General features: G+C 27.3%; 15 protein-coding genes and 1 riboswitch. Of the genes, 3 read left to right on the top strand and 12 right to left on the bottom strand.

Going from position 1 to position 16,494, the window contains the following annotated elements; genetic code table 11:
* Positions 1-222 precede the first annotated feature (222 nt).
* Positions 223-327, bottom strand: a riboswitch (TPP riboswitch).
* A gap of 1,063 nt (positions 328-1,390) precedes the next feature.
* Both BUA48_RS06095 and BUA48_RS06090 read left to right on the top strand, forming a co-directional pair.
* Complete coding sequence (locus tag BUA48_RS06095; RefSeq protein ID WP_072831123.1) at positions 1,391-1,810, top strand: hypothetical protein; 420 nt, start codon at positions 1,391-1,393, stop codon at positions 1,808-1,810.
* A 444-nt stretch (positions 1,811-2,254) separates the two neighbouring features.
* Positions 2,255-2,794, top strand: coding sequence for a 50S ribosomal protein L25 (locus BUA48_RS06090; RefSeq protein ID WP_072831121.1), 540 nt, complete (start codon positions 2,255-2,257; stop codon positions 2,792-2,794).
* A 195-nt stretch (positions 2,795-2,989) separates the two neighbouring features.
* Here the strand turns inward: BUA48_RS06090 and BUA48_RS06085 are convergent, their stop codons facing one another.
* The 12 genes from BUA48_RS06085 to BUA48_RS06030 form a co-directional block, all read right to left on the bottom strand.
* Positions 2,990-4,366: a CehA/McbA family metallohydrolase gene (locus BUA48_RS06085; RefSeq protein ID WP_072831119.1), complete on the bottom strand. Its 1,377-nt coding sequence runs from the start codon at positions 4,364-4,366 to the stop codon at positions 2,990-2,992.
* A 171-nt stretch (positions 4,367-4,537) separates the two neighbouring features.
* Positions 4,538-4,960, bottom strand: coding sequence for a hypothetical protein (locus tag BUA48_RS06080; protein WP_072831117.1), 423 nt, complete (start codon positions 4,958-4,960; stop codon positions 4,538-4,540).
* Entirely contained in the window at positions 4,953-5,375 is a 423-nt protein-coding gene (locus BUA48_RS06075; protein WP_072831115.1) for a nucleotidyltransferase family protein, read from the bottom strand. Before BUA48_RS06075 ends, BUA48_RS06080 begins: the two co-directional genes overlap by 8 nt.
* Before the next feature lie 240 nt (positions 5,376-5,615).
* Positions 5,616-6,203: a hypothetical protein gene (locus tag BUA48_RS06070; RefSeq protein ID WP_072831113.1), complete on the bottom strand. Its 588-nt coding sequence runs from the start codon at positions 6,201-6,203 to the stop codon at positions 5,616-5,618.
* Between the two features lie 206 nt (positions 6,204-6,409).
* Positions 6,410-7,231, bottom strand: a complete 822-nt coding sequence (locus tag BUA48_RS06065) for a class I SAM-dependent methyltransferase (protein WP_072831111.1) — start codon at positions 7,229-7,231, stop codon at positions 6,410-6,412.
* Positions 7,232-7,710: 479 nt separating this feature from the next.
* Entirely contained in the window at positions 7,711-8,250 is a 540-nt protein-coding gene (locus BUA48_RS06060) for a GrpB family protein (RefSeq protein WP_072831109.1), read from the bottom strand.
* A gap of 96 nt (positions 8,251-8,346) precedes the next feature.
* Positions 8,347-9,384: a S66 family peptidase gene (locus BUA48_RS06055; RefSeq protein WP_072831226.1), complete on the bottom strand. Its 1,038-nt coding sequence runs from the start codon at positions 9,382-9,384 to the stop codon at positions 8,347-8,349.
* 26 nt (positions 9,385-9,410) lie between these two features.
* Positions 9,411-10,661, bottom strand: coding sequence for a sensor histidine kinase (locus BUA48_RS06050; RefSeq protein WP_072831107.1), 1,251 nt, complete (start codon positions 10,659-10,661; stop codon positions 9,411-9,413).
* Positions 10,658-11,353 carry a response regulator transcription factor gene (locus tag BUA48_RS06045; RefSeq protein WP_072831105.1) on the bottom strand — a complete coding sequence of 232 codons (696 nt, stop codon included), beginning with the start codon at positions 11,351-11,353 and terminating at the stop codon, positions 10,658-10,660. Before BUA48_RS06045 ends, BUA48_RS06050 begins: the two co-directional genes overlap by 4 nt.
* Before the next feature lie 306 nt (positions 11,354-11,659).
* Positions 11,660-14,053 (bottom strand): ABC transporter permease, encoded by a 2,394-nt coding sequence (locus BUA48_RS06040; protein WP_072831103.1) that lies wholly within the window; start codon positions 14,051-14,053, stop codon positions 11,660-11,662.
* On the bottom strand, positions 14,053-14,721 hold the full coding sequence (locus BUA48_RS06035) for an ABC transporter ATP-binding protein (protein ID WP_072831101.1): 669 nt from the start codon (positions 14,719-14,721) through the stop codon (positions 14,053-14,055). The genes BUA48_RS06040 and BUA48_RS06035 overlap by 1 nt, the downstream gene beginning before the upstream one ends.
* A 112-nt stretch (positions 14,722-14,833) precedes the next feature.
* Positions 14,834-15,634: a MerR family transcriptional regulator gene (locus BUA48_RS06030; protein ID WP_072831225.1), complete on the bottom strand. Its 801-nt coding sequence runs from the start codon at positions 15,632-15,634 to the stop codon at positions 14,834-14,836.
* A gap of 190 nt (positions 15,635-15,824) precedes the next feature.
* Here BUA48_RS06030 and BUA48_RS06025 point away from each other — a divergent pair, with 190 nt between their 5' ends.
* Positions 15,825-16,460, top strand: a complete 636-nt coding sequence (locus tag BUA48_RS06025; RefSeq protein ID WP_207647617.1) for a GNAT family N-acetyltransferase — start codon at positions 15,825-15,827, stop codon at positions 16,458-16,460.
* The last annotated feature ends 34 nt before the right edge of the window (positions 16,461-16,494 follow it).

Here is a 16,494-nt window from a genome sequence, read left to right as displayed (position 1 = left end):
TGTTTTTTAATAGTTTCTTAAGTTTTTACTTATAAACTAAATTAAATTGAGATATATTGTTTTAATAGGCCTTTATTCTAGATAAGCTTAATAAGTCATTGTAAGTATAAGCACTTTTAATAAAAATAAAAAAACCCCCAGCCTTTAATTATACTAGGAGTTAATTTTATATTTTTCCAATAAAAAAGCTTGCAACAGCAAGCTATAATTACTAAATTAAATATTAAAGTAACTTTGCTTCCCTACGATGGCACTATCCACATCAGGTTTTAAGAGTTAGGATTTTTCAATCCCTCTCAGCCTTTAAAGGCACCCCTAGCAATATATTCTACAAATTTGACTTAATTATATAACATAAAACTATAATAAACAACCTTTATTTTGTATATATTTTCTTATTATTTTATTAATTCAGAATAATCCACTCTCAATATTTAAGATTCTACCTAATATATTTTCTTCGTTTGTCTTCTATAAAATTCTTTAAAAGCAATTTATTTCTTTATAAAAAGCCCTATAATTACCTCTTAACTAAAAATATTTTTGTAACATTCTTGGGTATTATTTTATACTATGTAGTATAACGTCAATTCAACGTTATTGTTTACGTTCATATGGAGATTAGCTAAATCATTTTCTTTATTCCATTCTTTAGAATATGTGTACTAATCTCAATGAAATCAAAAACAACTATAACTATTAATCTTTAAGGGCAAAAAAGTTATCCATCCTACTAAGTTAAAATATGAAGGGTATTTATTAATTACAAGGGTATTTATTTCAACAGAACTAACAAATTTAAATCAAGTAATTCACTTCCTTTCTTAGAGCTAGAATTCGAAATTCTAGTTCTTTTTTTATCTTTAAATTACTACTTTGTAATTGATACACATAGTTCTTTAGATAACTTTTCTACCCTGTAACATAGTTATTAATAAATATTCTCACTCTGTATAGAAACCTTTTTTTAAATAACCGTACTATACTTTACCTTTTTAAGATCATCAATTCCTATTTATATTTTTATAAAGTTATAAATTTATATATAAAATTTAAATTCTTTTGTATTTTTAAATAAAAAAACATACTTTAGTGCTATAAATTTGGTCACGTTTAGGTATCTATAATCTCACCTTTACTTCATATACTTATAGTAAAGGATTTTATGAAATACTTTAAACCCAAACTTTATTTTTAATTAAAGTTTAGTTAAGTTTATGTAAGTTATACTGAATAAGGAATGTATCATATTGTATATAAATCATAAGTTCTTCTTATTTAATATTAAAGCTTTAATATTAAAACTTTTATAAAATAGATAATCTATATTTCACAATATACATCCTTATGAGGCTTTGCATAAGCAAAAACCTTAACCTTGGAGGTAATTATGGAAGAGAGAATGGAATGCATCAAAAATTTAAAACAGTTAAAAAGTAATATGCCTAATGATGAAATTGTAGATTATATAAATGACTTAATTGACACCTTAGAAGATGACAGTGTTGAAGAAGTTATATTTTCCTTCAATGAATTAGTTGTTAAATATTGTTTTAATCTTATAGAAACTTCAAAAGTTAGATTAGAAAACTATAGCTCCTTAAACACAACTGAAAAATTAATTCTAGCTAAAGGTAAAAATATATTAGATAAGCTTTTATATCTTATTTGGATAGATTCAAATGCCTTTTGCGATTCTGTATCCACTTGGTATAATATCGAAAATATACCTTATTCACTTCATAGTATAGATGAGATTTGTCAGTATATTTCTTTATTCTGTGATGAAGCTAGAAAGAGCCTATCTTAGTCTTTGCTAAAGTTAATATTAGATATTTAAATATACTATACGGGGAAGTTATATACTTTCCCGTATTAATTTTTAGCATTAAAGATGCAAGTAAATCCATCAACAAATAGACTTATCTATTTTTATTTTTTTTAAATAATAATCATATTTTTTTTAAATTCTTGCAATTCATTGTAAATTCTTGAGATTTATGATGTAAAACCGATATTTCCATAGATAAAGTCATTTAAAGTCATTTTACATAGATACACTATTTTTTACTTATTTTTATATTTATGTTATTATCACCTTGATAGACTAATTGAGGCTAATACATATTTCGAAAGTGAAAACCATTCAATATAATTAGTTGCTTACCTAATTTATAATGAGATAAGCGCATTAACCTCTATAGAGTTTAAAAATAATTTATTGTAGAAAACTACATACGATTGGAGGCTTATTATGTCAAACATAATTTTTAAATTATATGAAAGAAATAAAAAAGAAAATGTAAAACAAATTAGAAGTGCAGGATTTACTCCTTGCGTAATTTACGGTGAATTTCTTCCTGAACCAATTTCTGCAAAAATGGAAAATGTAGAGTTAGCTAAGATGCTTAAGTGTAATTCTAAGGGTTCAATTATTCCATTAACTTTAAATGATAAAAAATTTAATTGTGTAGTTAAAGAAGTTCAAAAAAGCAATTTCCGTGAAATATTACACTTAGATTTACAATATGTAAAACCAAATGAAGTAATAAAATTAAGAATTCCTGTTAACTACTTAGGACAGTCTGCTTTAGAAGCTAAAAGACTAGTACTTCAAACTTTTACCTCTTTTGTAGATTTCCAAGGTAACGTAGAAAAAATTCCTGAATTCATTGATATAGACGTATCTAAAATGACATTTGAGGATAAAGTATGTGCAAAAGACATCCATGTTCCAGAAGGTGTAACTTTAATAACTGACCCTAATACAGTTTTAGCTGTTATTAACGCTTAATTTAAAAGCTAGTTTATTTTTATATAAATAGTAATTTTTCTGCAAAATTTAGGAGACCATCTTTAAAGCGACCTAATTTATAACATATAATACTTTGTACTCCTTTGCGAAGTATTATATTGTTATTTACTTTAATAATATGGTCTCTTATTAATATTAATTTTATATTCTATAATTGCTTTTATGTAATTCTCCTTAATTATTATTAACTATGAAAATTGGATTAGAAAAAGCAAAGGGTGCAGAATCAAAAGCTATACAGTCTAGTTTAAGATGTTCACTTTCTTTTCCTTGAACTTCCATTCTTAAAAAATCTCCTGGCTTTACCTGTACATTTTGACTTATATTAAATTCATTATTATCTAAATCCTTGCTATAAATTATTTCTCCATTTTTTATTAAAGTTACCTTACTTAATTTTTCATGATACTTTCCGCTCATTTTAACAGTAACTACTTTATTGTTTTTTATATGAAGGTCATCTCCCATCATAATATCTCCTATTTTAAAATCAATTACTGGACCATTAGACCCATAAATATGACCTTTTTTATGAGCTTCAACTACTCCTTCACTAGAAAATTCCTTTAGATATGCTACTGTGTATGTCTTTCCTATATATTTAGATTCATGATTATCAGTAGTTGCTATTCCATAAATATGTCTACCCTCTTTGTTCAGCTCATCCCATTTAGAAAAGGCATCACAGTTAGGCTTGTACTTAGCTCCCCACCAACCATTCCATACTTCGATTCCGTCTATATCACAATTCCAATCTTCTTCCTGCCATGTATATGCACTTTCATAGGGATGTGCTGCATATACAAGTGGATTTTTATAAGAAGCTTTTATATATTTGCAGAGCTCATTTGTATTCATTCCTGAATAATTTTTTTCATCACTTACATTCATAATAACTGCATGGCAAGATTTTGAAGTGTATTCATTTCCTCTTATAACTATAAGATCCTCCCCCTGCTCTCTTTGGGCATCATTCCAGCCCAAAGAGTTATTGTGATCTGTAATAGACACATAATTAAGTCCTGCTTCTCTTGCAGCATCAAAATTTTCTGCTATAGTACCTTGACCATCAGAATATTTTGTGTGGGTATGGTTATCACCTATAAACCATCCCTCTCCCTTAACTGCAATATTGCTTGCTTTTATTTCAAAGGCTTTATTATTCTTTTCTATTACCCCTATAAATATCTTAGAAGCTCCAGTATTCGCCTTCACTTCCCAGATAATTTCAGTACTTTCTCCTAATGGAATTTTCTTTATTTCCTTTGTATCACTACCAATAACTTCACTATTACCATCTATCATAAGTTTAGCTTTAAAGTCAAAGTTATCCTTTTCTGTGTCGTTTTCTACATGTAATTTAACCTTTACAACTTCTCCACTTTCAACATAACTCTTATTTGGAGATAGTTCCACAGAATATTTCATATTGCTGCTGCTTTCTCCCATAACCTCTGTACTTGGTATGACGCTAATACCAATACCGCACATAATAGCCATAATCATAAAAATTACTTTTTTAAATCCTTTGGTTCTTTTGTTACTTTTCATTATTCTTTCTCCTACTTTTTTCTTTTAACAAATGCAACCTTTATTATTCCCAAAGATTTATTTTATATGAAATTTTTTATTAAAATTAAGAAAACTGACATGAATTGAATCATATCAGTTTTAAAATGCTTAATTTAATTTTTTATGGCCAAAATTCTTATAATATTCAACTTATATAAAGCTCTTTATATAATTATGAATACTTTCTTGAGCTTCCCCATTCTCTTCAAGAAAATCAATTATACTTTCTATTGAGGGTTGCTTATACCTATGTCCTATCTTATTTCTAATTAATCTAGCTGAATTTAAGTATACTTCTTGATTATCATTTAATATATTTCTTTCCCTTAATTTCTTTATGGCTTTATCAACAGACAAACCTATCTCATATAAATTATACTCTTTTAGTAACATAGAAATAAAATCCTCATATATAATAAACAAACTTAAATATTTATACTTTAAACTATTGGAGAACTCACTTTTTAAGTCACCATTATCTATATTGTTTTTTAATAACTTTAATGAAATTTCAATATCATTATTTGTTATTTCCAAATCATATATTAATTTTTTTAATCTTTCCTTATTCATTACCCAAAACCTCTCTATCTAAAATATCCCAAAATTCTCTATTTTCTTTATATAATCTATCATATTTTTCTATAGCATTGTTTAGAAGCTCATCATTTATTATTATTTTCTTACTATTTAAAGCCTCTATTTTTATAATGTTATTTATATTTTCATCATTTATATCTATAAAGTCAACATCTCTACCTAATAATTTTTCCAGTTCTAATGTTATATTTATCTCAGTTTTGAAAGGAATTTTATTCTGAGCAATGACTGCAATATCTACATCAGATTCCTCATTAAACTCCTCTGTATATAGACTTCCAAATATTAAAACATTAAATATATTGTTTTTTATAAATATCTCTTTAAATTTTTCACTTTCTATTATAGCTAAAAGTTCAGATTTATTATAGCCTTCATTGAAGCTCATATTCCTCTTCTCCCTTCCAATAAAGTGTACATAATCAATTTACAACTTTATTTTACCACAATCTAATATATTATTTCTATTTACCATATAAAGCTATACCTCTTATCATAGATATTCTTCACAATACTGCTTAAATTTTTTATGTTCAATTCTAATCTTTAAATGAACCTATTTATAGCTATAGAGAGTTAATTAACTATCTATAGCTCAATTTTATAATTTTGATTATCTTGAAGATAACTATGCAAATAAAACATATGAAAATCTTTGAATATGACTAAATGCTAAATACATACTTCCACATGCGACTAAAAAGCTAGTAAGGCTTCCTTTCTCAATTAAGGAATCACTTTCATAATTTATTTTTCTTCCTATGAATATTATAGAATAGAAATAACCTATGAATAATACCCCCATAACCATCTCCATTATCTCTCCAGCTGAACTCATATTTCCACCTGGAACTAAAAATTCACATACTATAAAAAATGCCCAAGTTAAAAGATATCTTAGAAAATTTACAAATATAAAACTAAGCAAAAAACTTTTTGAAGAGTTTCTCAAACTATATATCTTCTCACTAAGCCAATAACGAAATTTGCCAAATAGCCTTGGCATGTCCATAAATAACCTTATAGTTGCAATAACCATTCCTATTGCTGTAGATACTGCAATTGTTGTCATTTGTACCATAAGCAATGTTAATGTAAAAATATTAGTCAAGCTAAAACCTACTATGCAAATTACTGATATTAATAAAGCTCTAAAGCCGAAAAATGAAGATATTACTATTATTAAAAAGATCCCTATTTGATACGCTATTACCATTGATGTCCCCCGTATTATTCTTCTGTAAATTTAATTAAATCTTTTGATATATTGATATTATATTGTAATTACTGTAAATATACAATCCTATGCAAATAATACATAAAGCCAGCAATTATACTTTTAATATAATCGCCGGCTTATATTACTTAATACTATACTTTAAAATTTAAAAGTATTTAATTTACTTTGTATCATCTCTATTATTAAGCTTTCTTAGCTACAATTGTAAAAATCTTAGGTATACCCTTATCAAAAGTATCTGATGACTGATTAGGTTCTTCATCTAAACATTTAATTACTAAATTACTTTCTGCAATACTTGTAACAATTTCTCCTAATGTCCAAAGACGAAGTAAAACCTTTGACTCTTCATCACTTTCATCAGAGTACTTAGAATATGCCACATTTTTCTCTTTAAGTTCCTTATCAAAGTAATCTCCTGTTACCTTGTGCTTACGTACCTTAGCTGTAGAGCCTCTTGAAGTAATGAGTTTAGTTGATACTGGATGAAAATCCTTAATTACAAAGATACCATCTTTCTTAAGTAGCTTATATATTATGTCCATAAACACTTTTAAATCTGAAAAATAATGTAATATGCCCATTTCAGCAAATACAATGTCAAAGTCTCCACTTAATTTACTTTCTGATAATTTAAGAACATCTGATAATATGTACTCTATACTTACTCCTGCTTCTTGTGCTAATTCTAGAGCATATTTTTTATTACCATCAGAAAAGTCTACAACTGATACATTTGCACCTAATAAAGCTAATGACACTGCCTTAGTCCCATTAGAGCCCATAAGATTCATTATTTTTTTACCCTTAACATCTCCAAATTTACCATAAATACTTGAAACCATTTTAGCTGGGTCCTTAGTTATCCTTTGTATTGCTTCACTTGGCATTCCAAATCTGTTTACCCAAGCCTCATAGCTGCTATCATTCCACGAATCTTTATTCTTCTCAATACACACTTCTTTACTCTCATTTTCATTTCCTACAAGTTTTGTTTTCTCCATATTAATTATCCTTTATCTTATATATTTTAACTTAGTTTTCTTTAGATTACTTCTTTATATATGATTAATTAAATAAACTTTACTTATTTTATAGCTTTTTAAAATTCACCTTAAAACAAAGTTAGTTAATGTAGTTTCAAGATTACAATATATACTAAACTCTATTAAACATACCTAAATTCAAAGTATATATTTTCCATTTAAGCACTAACCATATAAACCGTGAAACTCATAAAATTACTTTTTTATTATACCTATAGTTTATATCTTAAACTTTTTAAGACTAATTTATTATAAATAAAAATAATTTATTTTAAAAGTATAATTTTACTTTTTTTAAGATTTTTTATATACAATAAAAAAAGTGGCTTTGACCTTAAGAGTAAACATACCCATATATTGCGCTAATTTAAACCTTCAAAGCTAATATATCTATATATACTCTTATTGTTAAGCCACTTATATTTAAATTTTTCAAGCTATTTCATAAAACCTTCAGTAAATTCTTGCTTTGCTTTTAAATCTATATTTTTAATAAATGCATCTTTGCCTTCTATATATTTATCAATATCATATTTGAATTTATAAGCTAAATCCTTTTTTAAATTCTTATATTCCTCTGCTTCCTCGGGATGATTTATCATATAATCTCTAAAGTTCAAGTGTCTTTTTATTTCAGTATCACCAGTTTCAAAAGCATGAATATGATGCGTTCTATCATTCTCACCTTTTAAAAAGAACCTTCTATTTCTTATTCCATACTCACCCTTAGGTATATATCCTATTTGCTGAATTTTTTCATTGTAATAATCAATTGCATTTATATCCCTAACCTCAAGTAATATATCTATTACAGGTTTAGCACTCATATTAGGAATAGATGTACTTCCTATGTGGTGTATTTCCACAATCTCATCTTTTAAAATATCTCTAAGCTTGTGTGCTTCTTCTTTAAACTCAATATGCCAGTTTGGATTATATTCAACAACTTCAACCACTCTAAGATTATTATTAGTCATATTAAACGCCTCCCTTATATAATGCCCTCATAAGATTCAATAAAACACTTTCTATATTATTTATAAACATTATAATTTTCTAGCTTAAGTCTAAGATTATAAAACTCCACTTTCTAATATAGAAAATTTATTTTTATCACAATCTATTTCTGCTAAAGCACCATAAGGTATTGTCATTATTGGAGCGGTATGTCCAAAGTTCATATTAATCATAATAGGTAAATCTTTAAGTCCTAATTCTTCTCTTACAATTTTTAATATTATCTCTTTATATTCTTCATAATATTTATTGTCATAAGGTTTTCCAAAGATTATCCCATTAACCTTATTTAAAATTCCCTGTGTTCCATAATTTCTAAGCCAATATTCAAAATATACAGGAGGAGTTCTATTTTCAGAGGTTTCTAAAAATAATATAGCATTTTCCCATGACTGCTCTTGAGGCCAAAGTTCTGTCCCCTTAAGCATTTCTAGAACTTCCATACATCCACCTATTAAATGTCCTTGGACCTTTCCTACACCCTGTAATAATTCTGGTCCTTCACATTTATTAGTTTTCCTTGCAGTGTTTTTATTCTTTTCTTCCCATGATAAAAACTCACTAGTCCATACATCTGATGGATACACTTCTCCTATTGCTTCATTACTAAATAAAACCTTTTCAAGCCAATGCTTTGTATAATCAAACATAGATATGTTTTCAGCAAAATCACATAAAATTGCTGGTCCATAGAAACTTGAAATACCAGCTTTTAAACACATCATATGTGTTGTAGTTGTATCTGAATATCCTATAAATACCTTAGGATTTTCTTTTATAACTTGAAAATCTATATAAGGTAACATTCTTACACTTTCTTCTCCACCTATACAAGTAAATATTCCTTTAATAGAAGTATCCTTAAAAGCATTCATTAAATCCTCTGCTCTTTTTTCTGGATGTTCATATAAATACTTACACCCCTTTAAGGTATTATCCATTTCAACAACCTCAAGACCAAATACTTCTTCTAATCTCTTTTTCCCTTGTTCATATCTCCATAAAATATCCTTTTCTCCAGCAGTACCAGCTGATAAGCTTATAGTAGCTACCTTGTCACCCCTTTTTAAAGCCCTAGGCTTTAACAACTTCATAGTATTCATTATATTCACATCCTATCTTATATTTTAGGCAAAAACAAACTAAAGGTACTTCCCTTACCCTTTTCTGATTTAACCATAATACTTCCACTTTGATCTTCTAAAATCTTTCTAGTTAAATATAATCCAACCCCAGAGCCTTCTATTTCAAGCTTTTCAACTTCCTTGCCTCTATAAAATCTCTTGAAAATATTATTGAACTCATTTTTGCTTATTCCTATTCCATTATCCTTTATATTTATTTTTATATAGTTTAAACTATCTTCTACATCTAAATATATTTTTTCACTCTTATTGCTATATTTTATTGCATTTTCTAAAACATTAAAAATAGCTTCTTCTGTCCATTTCTTATCATGTTTTGTAATAGTATACTCCTCTATATCTCCTAATACAATATCTATATTCTTATGTTTTGCTTTAATATAAGCACTATTATAAGCTTTTAATATAGTATCTCTTAAATTATTTTTCTGTGGATTTAGTTTTATCATAGCAACTTCTAATCTAGATATATTAACTAAAGAATCTATTAATGCATTAAGTTTACTTATATTTTTATTACTCATGTCCAAAAACTCTTTTTTCTCTTCCTTTGTAAGTTCATCCTCTTCTAGAATACTATTGCACATACTTAAAGAAGCTAAGGGTGTTTTTAATTGATGTGATATATCTGTTACAAGAGACTTAGAACTTTCCTTTTCACTTTCTAGTTTATTATAGTTAAAGCTTACACTTCTCCCAAGTTGATTAAGTTGAGATTCTATTACATTTACTATTCCTTCATCAGCTAAGTTATCTTCATAATTAAACTCCCCTTTTATAAAATCATCTAAAACCGAAGATATTTTCTCTAAATATTTTAAGAGATAAAGCAAAATGTAAGTTATCACTAAAAATATTATTATTAAGAAGCTCCCTATTGCTATAAAATTATTTCTTAAATATGATCTCCTAATTTTTCTAAAGCTGCTTTGTCTTTCAATATCATTTTCTAAGCTATAACCATATTTTTTTAAAATCTTAGCTCCATAAGTAGAGTCTTCCTTACTCTCATTAAAGAAGCTTTCTATTATATAAATTTCATCTTCAGGATGTTGCTTTACTAAAGTTCCAATGAGTCTCTCATAGGTTCTTATCTTTTCTCTATGTATATTATTAAGGTTTTCATATTGAAAAACTAAAAATATAGAAGCTGTAATTATCATAATAATGCTAAGTAAAAAACATATTTTTTTAAACTTCGGTTCAAATACCATCTTACTTATCATACTCTAGTACACTCCTCATTCCATCTGTAGCCTATCCCCCTTATGTTTTTAATGAAAAGAGGCTCTGATGGATTCTCTTCTATCTTTTCTCTAAGTCGTCTTATGTTAACAGCAACAGCGTTCTCATCTACATATACTCCATCCTTATCCCATAAAGACTCTAAAAGCTGTTCCTTTGTTATGATTTGCAATGGATTATTTATAAGACAACTTAATAGTTTATATTCATTTTTACTTAAAACAACTTCATTTCCTTCTATTAATAACTGCATTTTAGAGGGGTTAAAGCTTAAAGCTCTACACTCTATAACTTCTTTTACCCCCTCTTTCTTTGCAATTCTTCTCATTAGTGCATTTACCTTAGATATTAAAACCATAAAACTAAATGGTTTAGTTATGTAATCATCCGCACCTATATCATATCCCGTAACTATGTCAACTTCTTGATCTAAAGCGGTTAAGAAAATTAAAAGTACATTGCTCCTCTTTCTTATTTCCTCACATAGCTGAAATCCATCACCTTCTTCTAGTCCAATATCACTAATTACTAAATTTATTTCATTGTTATTAAATATATCTAAAGCTTCTTGAAGCTTTGATGCACAAAACACCTCATATCCTTCTCTTTTAAGCTTGAAACTTATTCCTCTACTTAAGGATACATCATCTTCTACTAATAATATGTTCTTCATATAAAATACCCCCATTTACGTCATTACTTACTGAATTATATCATAAAAATCTATATATTAATAAAACCATGTATTCTTCTAGTTTTTAAACTCCTAGTTATACATGGTTTTACTTATATATATTTTGGGGCAATAATAATTAGTAGATTTTCTTTCTTATCACTTAATATATACAAAGCCATTTAAAACTCAGATTTATAAAATACCTAATATGCTTTTCAAACTTAAATCCTTAATTTTACTTAGAACTCTATGAAAATCTATTAATTATAAGTATAGAAAACTAATACTATATTACTCTTTAAATTACTCATTATATCTTATTCTATCTACTAAGGAATCCTTTTTAAAATTATTAGCTATTAAATAGGTTATTAATATTTGTACTAAAGTTATTGCTATAATCAATACTATAGTAGGTATTACAGGATAACTATATGTTGCATAAGAAGCTCCTGAATTTTTAAACATTATAACAGACATATACCCTATTATATTTCCTATAGTTAAAGTAGCAGATAAAGTTCCTACAGTGTAAAATAATCCTTCTATTTGCAACATTTTTATAAGCTGCTTGTCTGAAAGTCCAATAGCTTGAAGTACTCCTAGTTCCTTTTTTCTTGCTAAAATACTTGTTATCATTGTATTAACAAGATTCATAAAGCCTATTACACCTATTATTATAACTAAAGAATATCCTAAAACCTTAGTTGCTTCTAAGGACTTTTCATTTAATTTTATTTGTTCTTCTAAGGTTGATACTTTTATGAATCCATTGCTTTCAACCATTGCCTTTAAAGTCTCCTCAACAGATTTTATCTTATCCTTTTCTACAACTACACCAACTGCATTAGTTAAATCCTTCTTAAGTATCTTTTCTCTTAAAGACTTTGGAATTAAAAACTCATCTCCATAAACAGCACTAATGGCATCTACTGTAAATTCCTTCTCAACATAATCAGTTCCATCCATGATTTTTAGCTTAATCTTTTCTCCAACCTTAACTCCATTTTCTTTAGCAAAATCCGGATATCCGTAAATTATACCTTCTCCAGATAGCAATCTTTCTTTCTTAACTTCTCCCTCAACTAATTTTTCTTCTATTTCTTTAAAATAATCTTCCTCATACTCACCAAAGGATACCACAATCTCTTCACCTGAAGTATTATTAATATGCTTTGCACTTGTGCCTATGGACTTATTTACTTCTTCAACCCCAGGTATATCCTTTATTCTATTTCTTAATTCTTCTCCTAAAGGATTATTATCATGAAGCTTACCTATGGTCATATCTGTAGTCATTTCTGATTCAAATTTATAATTACTTAAAGATAAAGTAATATCTCCTAAACTGTGCATATTAGCCATTTTCTTAGCATCTATACTGTACAATAAACTTGATACTGTTATAAATAATATTCCACTTAAAGCAAGTGAAGTTAAAGTTATAAATGTTCTTTTCTTATTTCTTGAAAGGTTTGCAAAGGTTACTTTTTTTAATGTAAGCTCTTCATAACCTCGTCTATTATTTTTCCCCTTACTATCTTCTGTATATCTTATAGCTTCTATTGGTGATACTTTAGAAGCAATTTTCATAGGTTTTATTAAGGATATAAAAACAGTTAAGTAACTTATTATTACAATTCCCATTATTATTGGTAGGTTAAATCCACCAATGTTATACTTGTCCAATTGGATAAGTTTTATAATTATAAGGTCACATAAAAAATATCCTAGAATTACTCCTATAGGAATTGATATAGTAGCTAAAATAACTCCCTCTCTGAAAATAATTCTTTTTATTTGTCTTTTCGTAGCTCCAATAGCTCTAAGCTTTCCATACTCTTGAACCTTATTTATTATTGATACATAAAAAATACTATAAATAACAAGCATACTAGAAAAAACTACTATTAAAGCAACTACTATTCCACCCCCTATAACAGATGGATCTGGATTAGAAGCATTTATATAATCTTCATTAATTTTTACTCTATATTCTTCTATGCCAATATCTCCTGCCACAGTCTTAATCTTCTCTTTAAGTTCAGTACCTGATAATTTATCTTCTCCCTTTACTCGTATATATGTGGTAAAGGTCATATCAGTAGAATTTGCTTTTTTATTTAAAAACTCTTCAGATAGCATAGCCGAATATTTTTTATTAGCTAAGTTAGCTTCTGAAGTTTCAATAATTCCACTTATTATAAAATCCTCTTTTATGGTTTCTTCACTTTCTCTGGATTCATATTCTAAAGTTATCTTTTCTCCTACTTCTGCTTTAATACCTAATAACTTTAGATATCCCTCCTGTATTGCTACCTCATTTTCTTTAATTGGTGCAGAACCCTTTATAAATTTTACATTATTCATATTCATAGCATTTTCATCTGCATACGCTATAGATAACTTACTTTCCTCTTTCTCTGCATATCCTATAGTTTTAATAACTCCAAAGCTTTCTATATCTAAATTATTTTCTATTATCCTCAATTCATCCACAGTACTTCTTTTATAAATTCCATGAAAGCTACCAGAGTATTCAATAGTTCTTTGCTTGTTTCCTTCAATCCAATCAAAACAAATAAGTCCAACAGAAGTTAAAAGCACCGTTGTTAAAATAATCGTTATAATGACCAATATATTTTTTGATTTATTTTTACTTAAATTCCCCTTAACCAAAGCTGATAAAGTACTCATTATCTTACCACCTTACCATCTTCAACTTTTATAACTCTATCTGCCATTTGAGCAATTCCTTCATCATGAGTTATCATAACTATAGTTTGGTTATATTTTTTTGCCGTAAGTTTAAGTAAAGTTAATACCTCTTCCTCTGTTTTAGAGTCTAAGTTTCCAGTTGGTTCATCCGCTAAAATTATTGAAGGTTTAGATGCTAGCGCTCTTGCAATAGCTACTCTTTGTTGCTGACCACCAGATAAAGTATTAGGCATATTGTATTTTTTATTTTGTAAATTCAGAGTATTAAGTATCTCTTCCACAAATTCAACATCTACCTTTCTTGAATCAAGCCCAATTGGTAAAACTATATTCTCCCAAACATTTATTGAAGGAATTAAATTATAATATTGAAATATAAACCCTATTTTTCTTCTTCTAAAAACAGCTAACTGTTCTTCCTTCATATTTGAAATATCATTATTATCTATTAGGATCTTACCACTTGTTGGTCTATCTAAGGCTCCAAGCATATGCAGTAATGTACTTTTACCAGAACCTGATTTACCAACTATTGCAACAAACTCTCCCTCTTTAATTTGAAGATTAGTATTATCTATAGCCTTTACAAGATTTTCACCCTCATCATAGTACTTATTTAAACTTATAGTTTCTAATATATTTCTCATAAAATATATCCTCCCATTTCTTATGTTAATTATAATTTCTCTTTACTATAACTTAAGTATAAAATCCTTCCCTTTCTTAAAGCTTTCAAGAAAACTTACAGTTCTGTAATAATCACTTTCCAATATAAACTTGAAGTTGACAACTATAGGATTTAGTATTAAAAAGGTCATTATATAATTCTAGTTCGATTAATATTTTAATGTCTAAATCCTTGCTCTTTACATAATCGATTATCTTCTTAACCCTTTCATCCTCATTTTCCTTACTATAAACTAGAGTTAAATATTTTCCCTTTGGTAGTATACTTATATTTTCTTCATTTTCTAGATTTACTTCTTCTTTAAAACCATTAAAAACATAAAGTGGTTCTACCTTACCCTCTCTATTAGCAGAGTACAATATGCCCCTTTCCATAGACATTTTGTCCTTTTTATCTTGCAAAAGCTTTTCTAGCTCAGAATAATACAATAGTTCCTTTAGTTCTCCTGCTTCTTTACAAGGCACTACAAGTATCTTTCTCTCTTCAAAATATTTAATTTCAATTTCTTCATTATTTAAAATATCCTTAGAGTTTTTTACACTATTATTTAGAACATCAATATTCTTTATTATTTCCTTCATCTTAATTATGTTATCTTGTGCTTCCTTTCTTTTTTGCTCTAAGAATTTAAGTAACCTCTCTGTGTCACAATCCTTAAAAATCTCCTGAAGTTCAGCTATGCTAGTTCCCAATGCTCTACATCCTTTTATAATATCTATATAAACAAACTGATCTATTGAATAATATCTATACCCCGTTTCTTCATCTATGTAGCTAGGAACCAATATTCCTACCTTATGATAATATCTTAAGGCTTTTATTGTAATATCCTTTATCTTAGAAACCTCTCCAATAGAAAATAAATTATCCATATTCAATATTTAATGAGAAAACACATTTTTAATATTCTCTCACTAAACTCCACCTCCATCTATAAAATTTAATTTTCTTCATTATAACATTCCTCTTGACACTCCCTTTAGGGGAGACATTATTATCATTATAAAGTATTTACCAAAAGTATTGAACTTAAAATTTGTTATATGAAAGGATGATAATGTTATGAAAATCAATAATGTAATATACAGAGATTTAGTTAAAGAGGATTATGAAAGACTTAAGGAACTAATAGGAAGTGCCTTTGGCTTTAATCAATTTATAAAGGACAAAAAATTTTTAGATTCAGTTTTAAACCTTTATTTACAAAATTGTATCTTAGGAAGCACCTTTGGTAAGGTAGCTGTAAAAGATAATAACGTAATAGGACTTATACTTGGTGATGCTAAAAAGGACAAGCATCACTTAAGGAAAGCTCATAATCTTTTTAGTATTGCTAAAAATGGAATTAAAGCAATCTTTAGTAAAAGTGATAACAAAAAATCGCTTAAAGAGTTTTCAAAAATTGATGATGCATACAAAGAAATAATAAAAGGTAAAAAAGATGACTTTCAAGGTTGCATACAATTGTTTATTGTATCAGAAGAATCTAGAGGACTTGGAGTTGGTAAAACACTAGTAAAACAATTATTCTCCTACATGAAAAGCATGGATGTTAAAAAGCTTTACCTATATACAGATACTCGTTGTAACTATGGATTTTATGATAGCCAAAATTTTAAACGTCTAAACTCAAAAGAAGTATACTTCGACTCTTTAAATGAAAGTTTAGATATCTTCTTATATGGCTATGATTTATAAAGAATTTAAATTTACAAGTTAGATAAAAAAGGAA

The organism is Clostridium collagenovorans DSM 3089, assembly GCF_900130005.1.
In the GTDB taxonomy this organism is placed as follows: domain Bacteria; phylum Bacillota; class Clostridia; order Clostridiales; family Clostridiaceae; genus Clostridium_D; species Clostridium_D collagenovorans.
The sequence above is the reverse complement of the archived record's forward strand: the minus strand, read 5'-3'. Positions and strand labels throughout refer to the sequence as shown.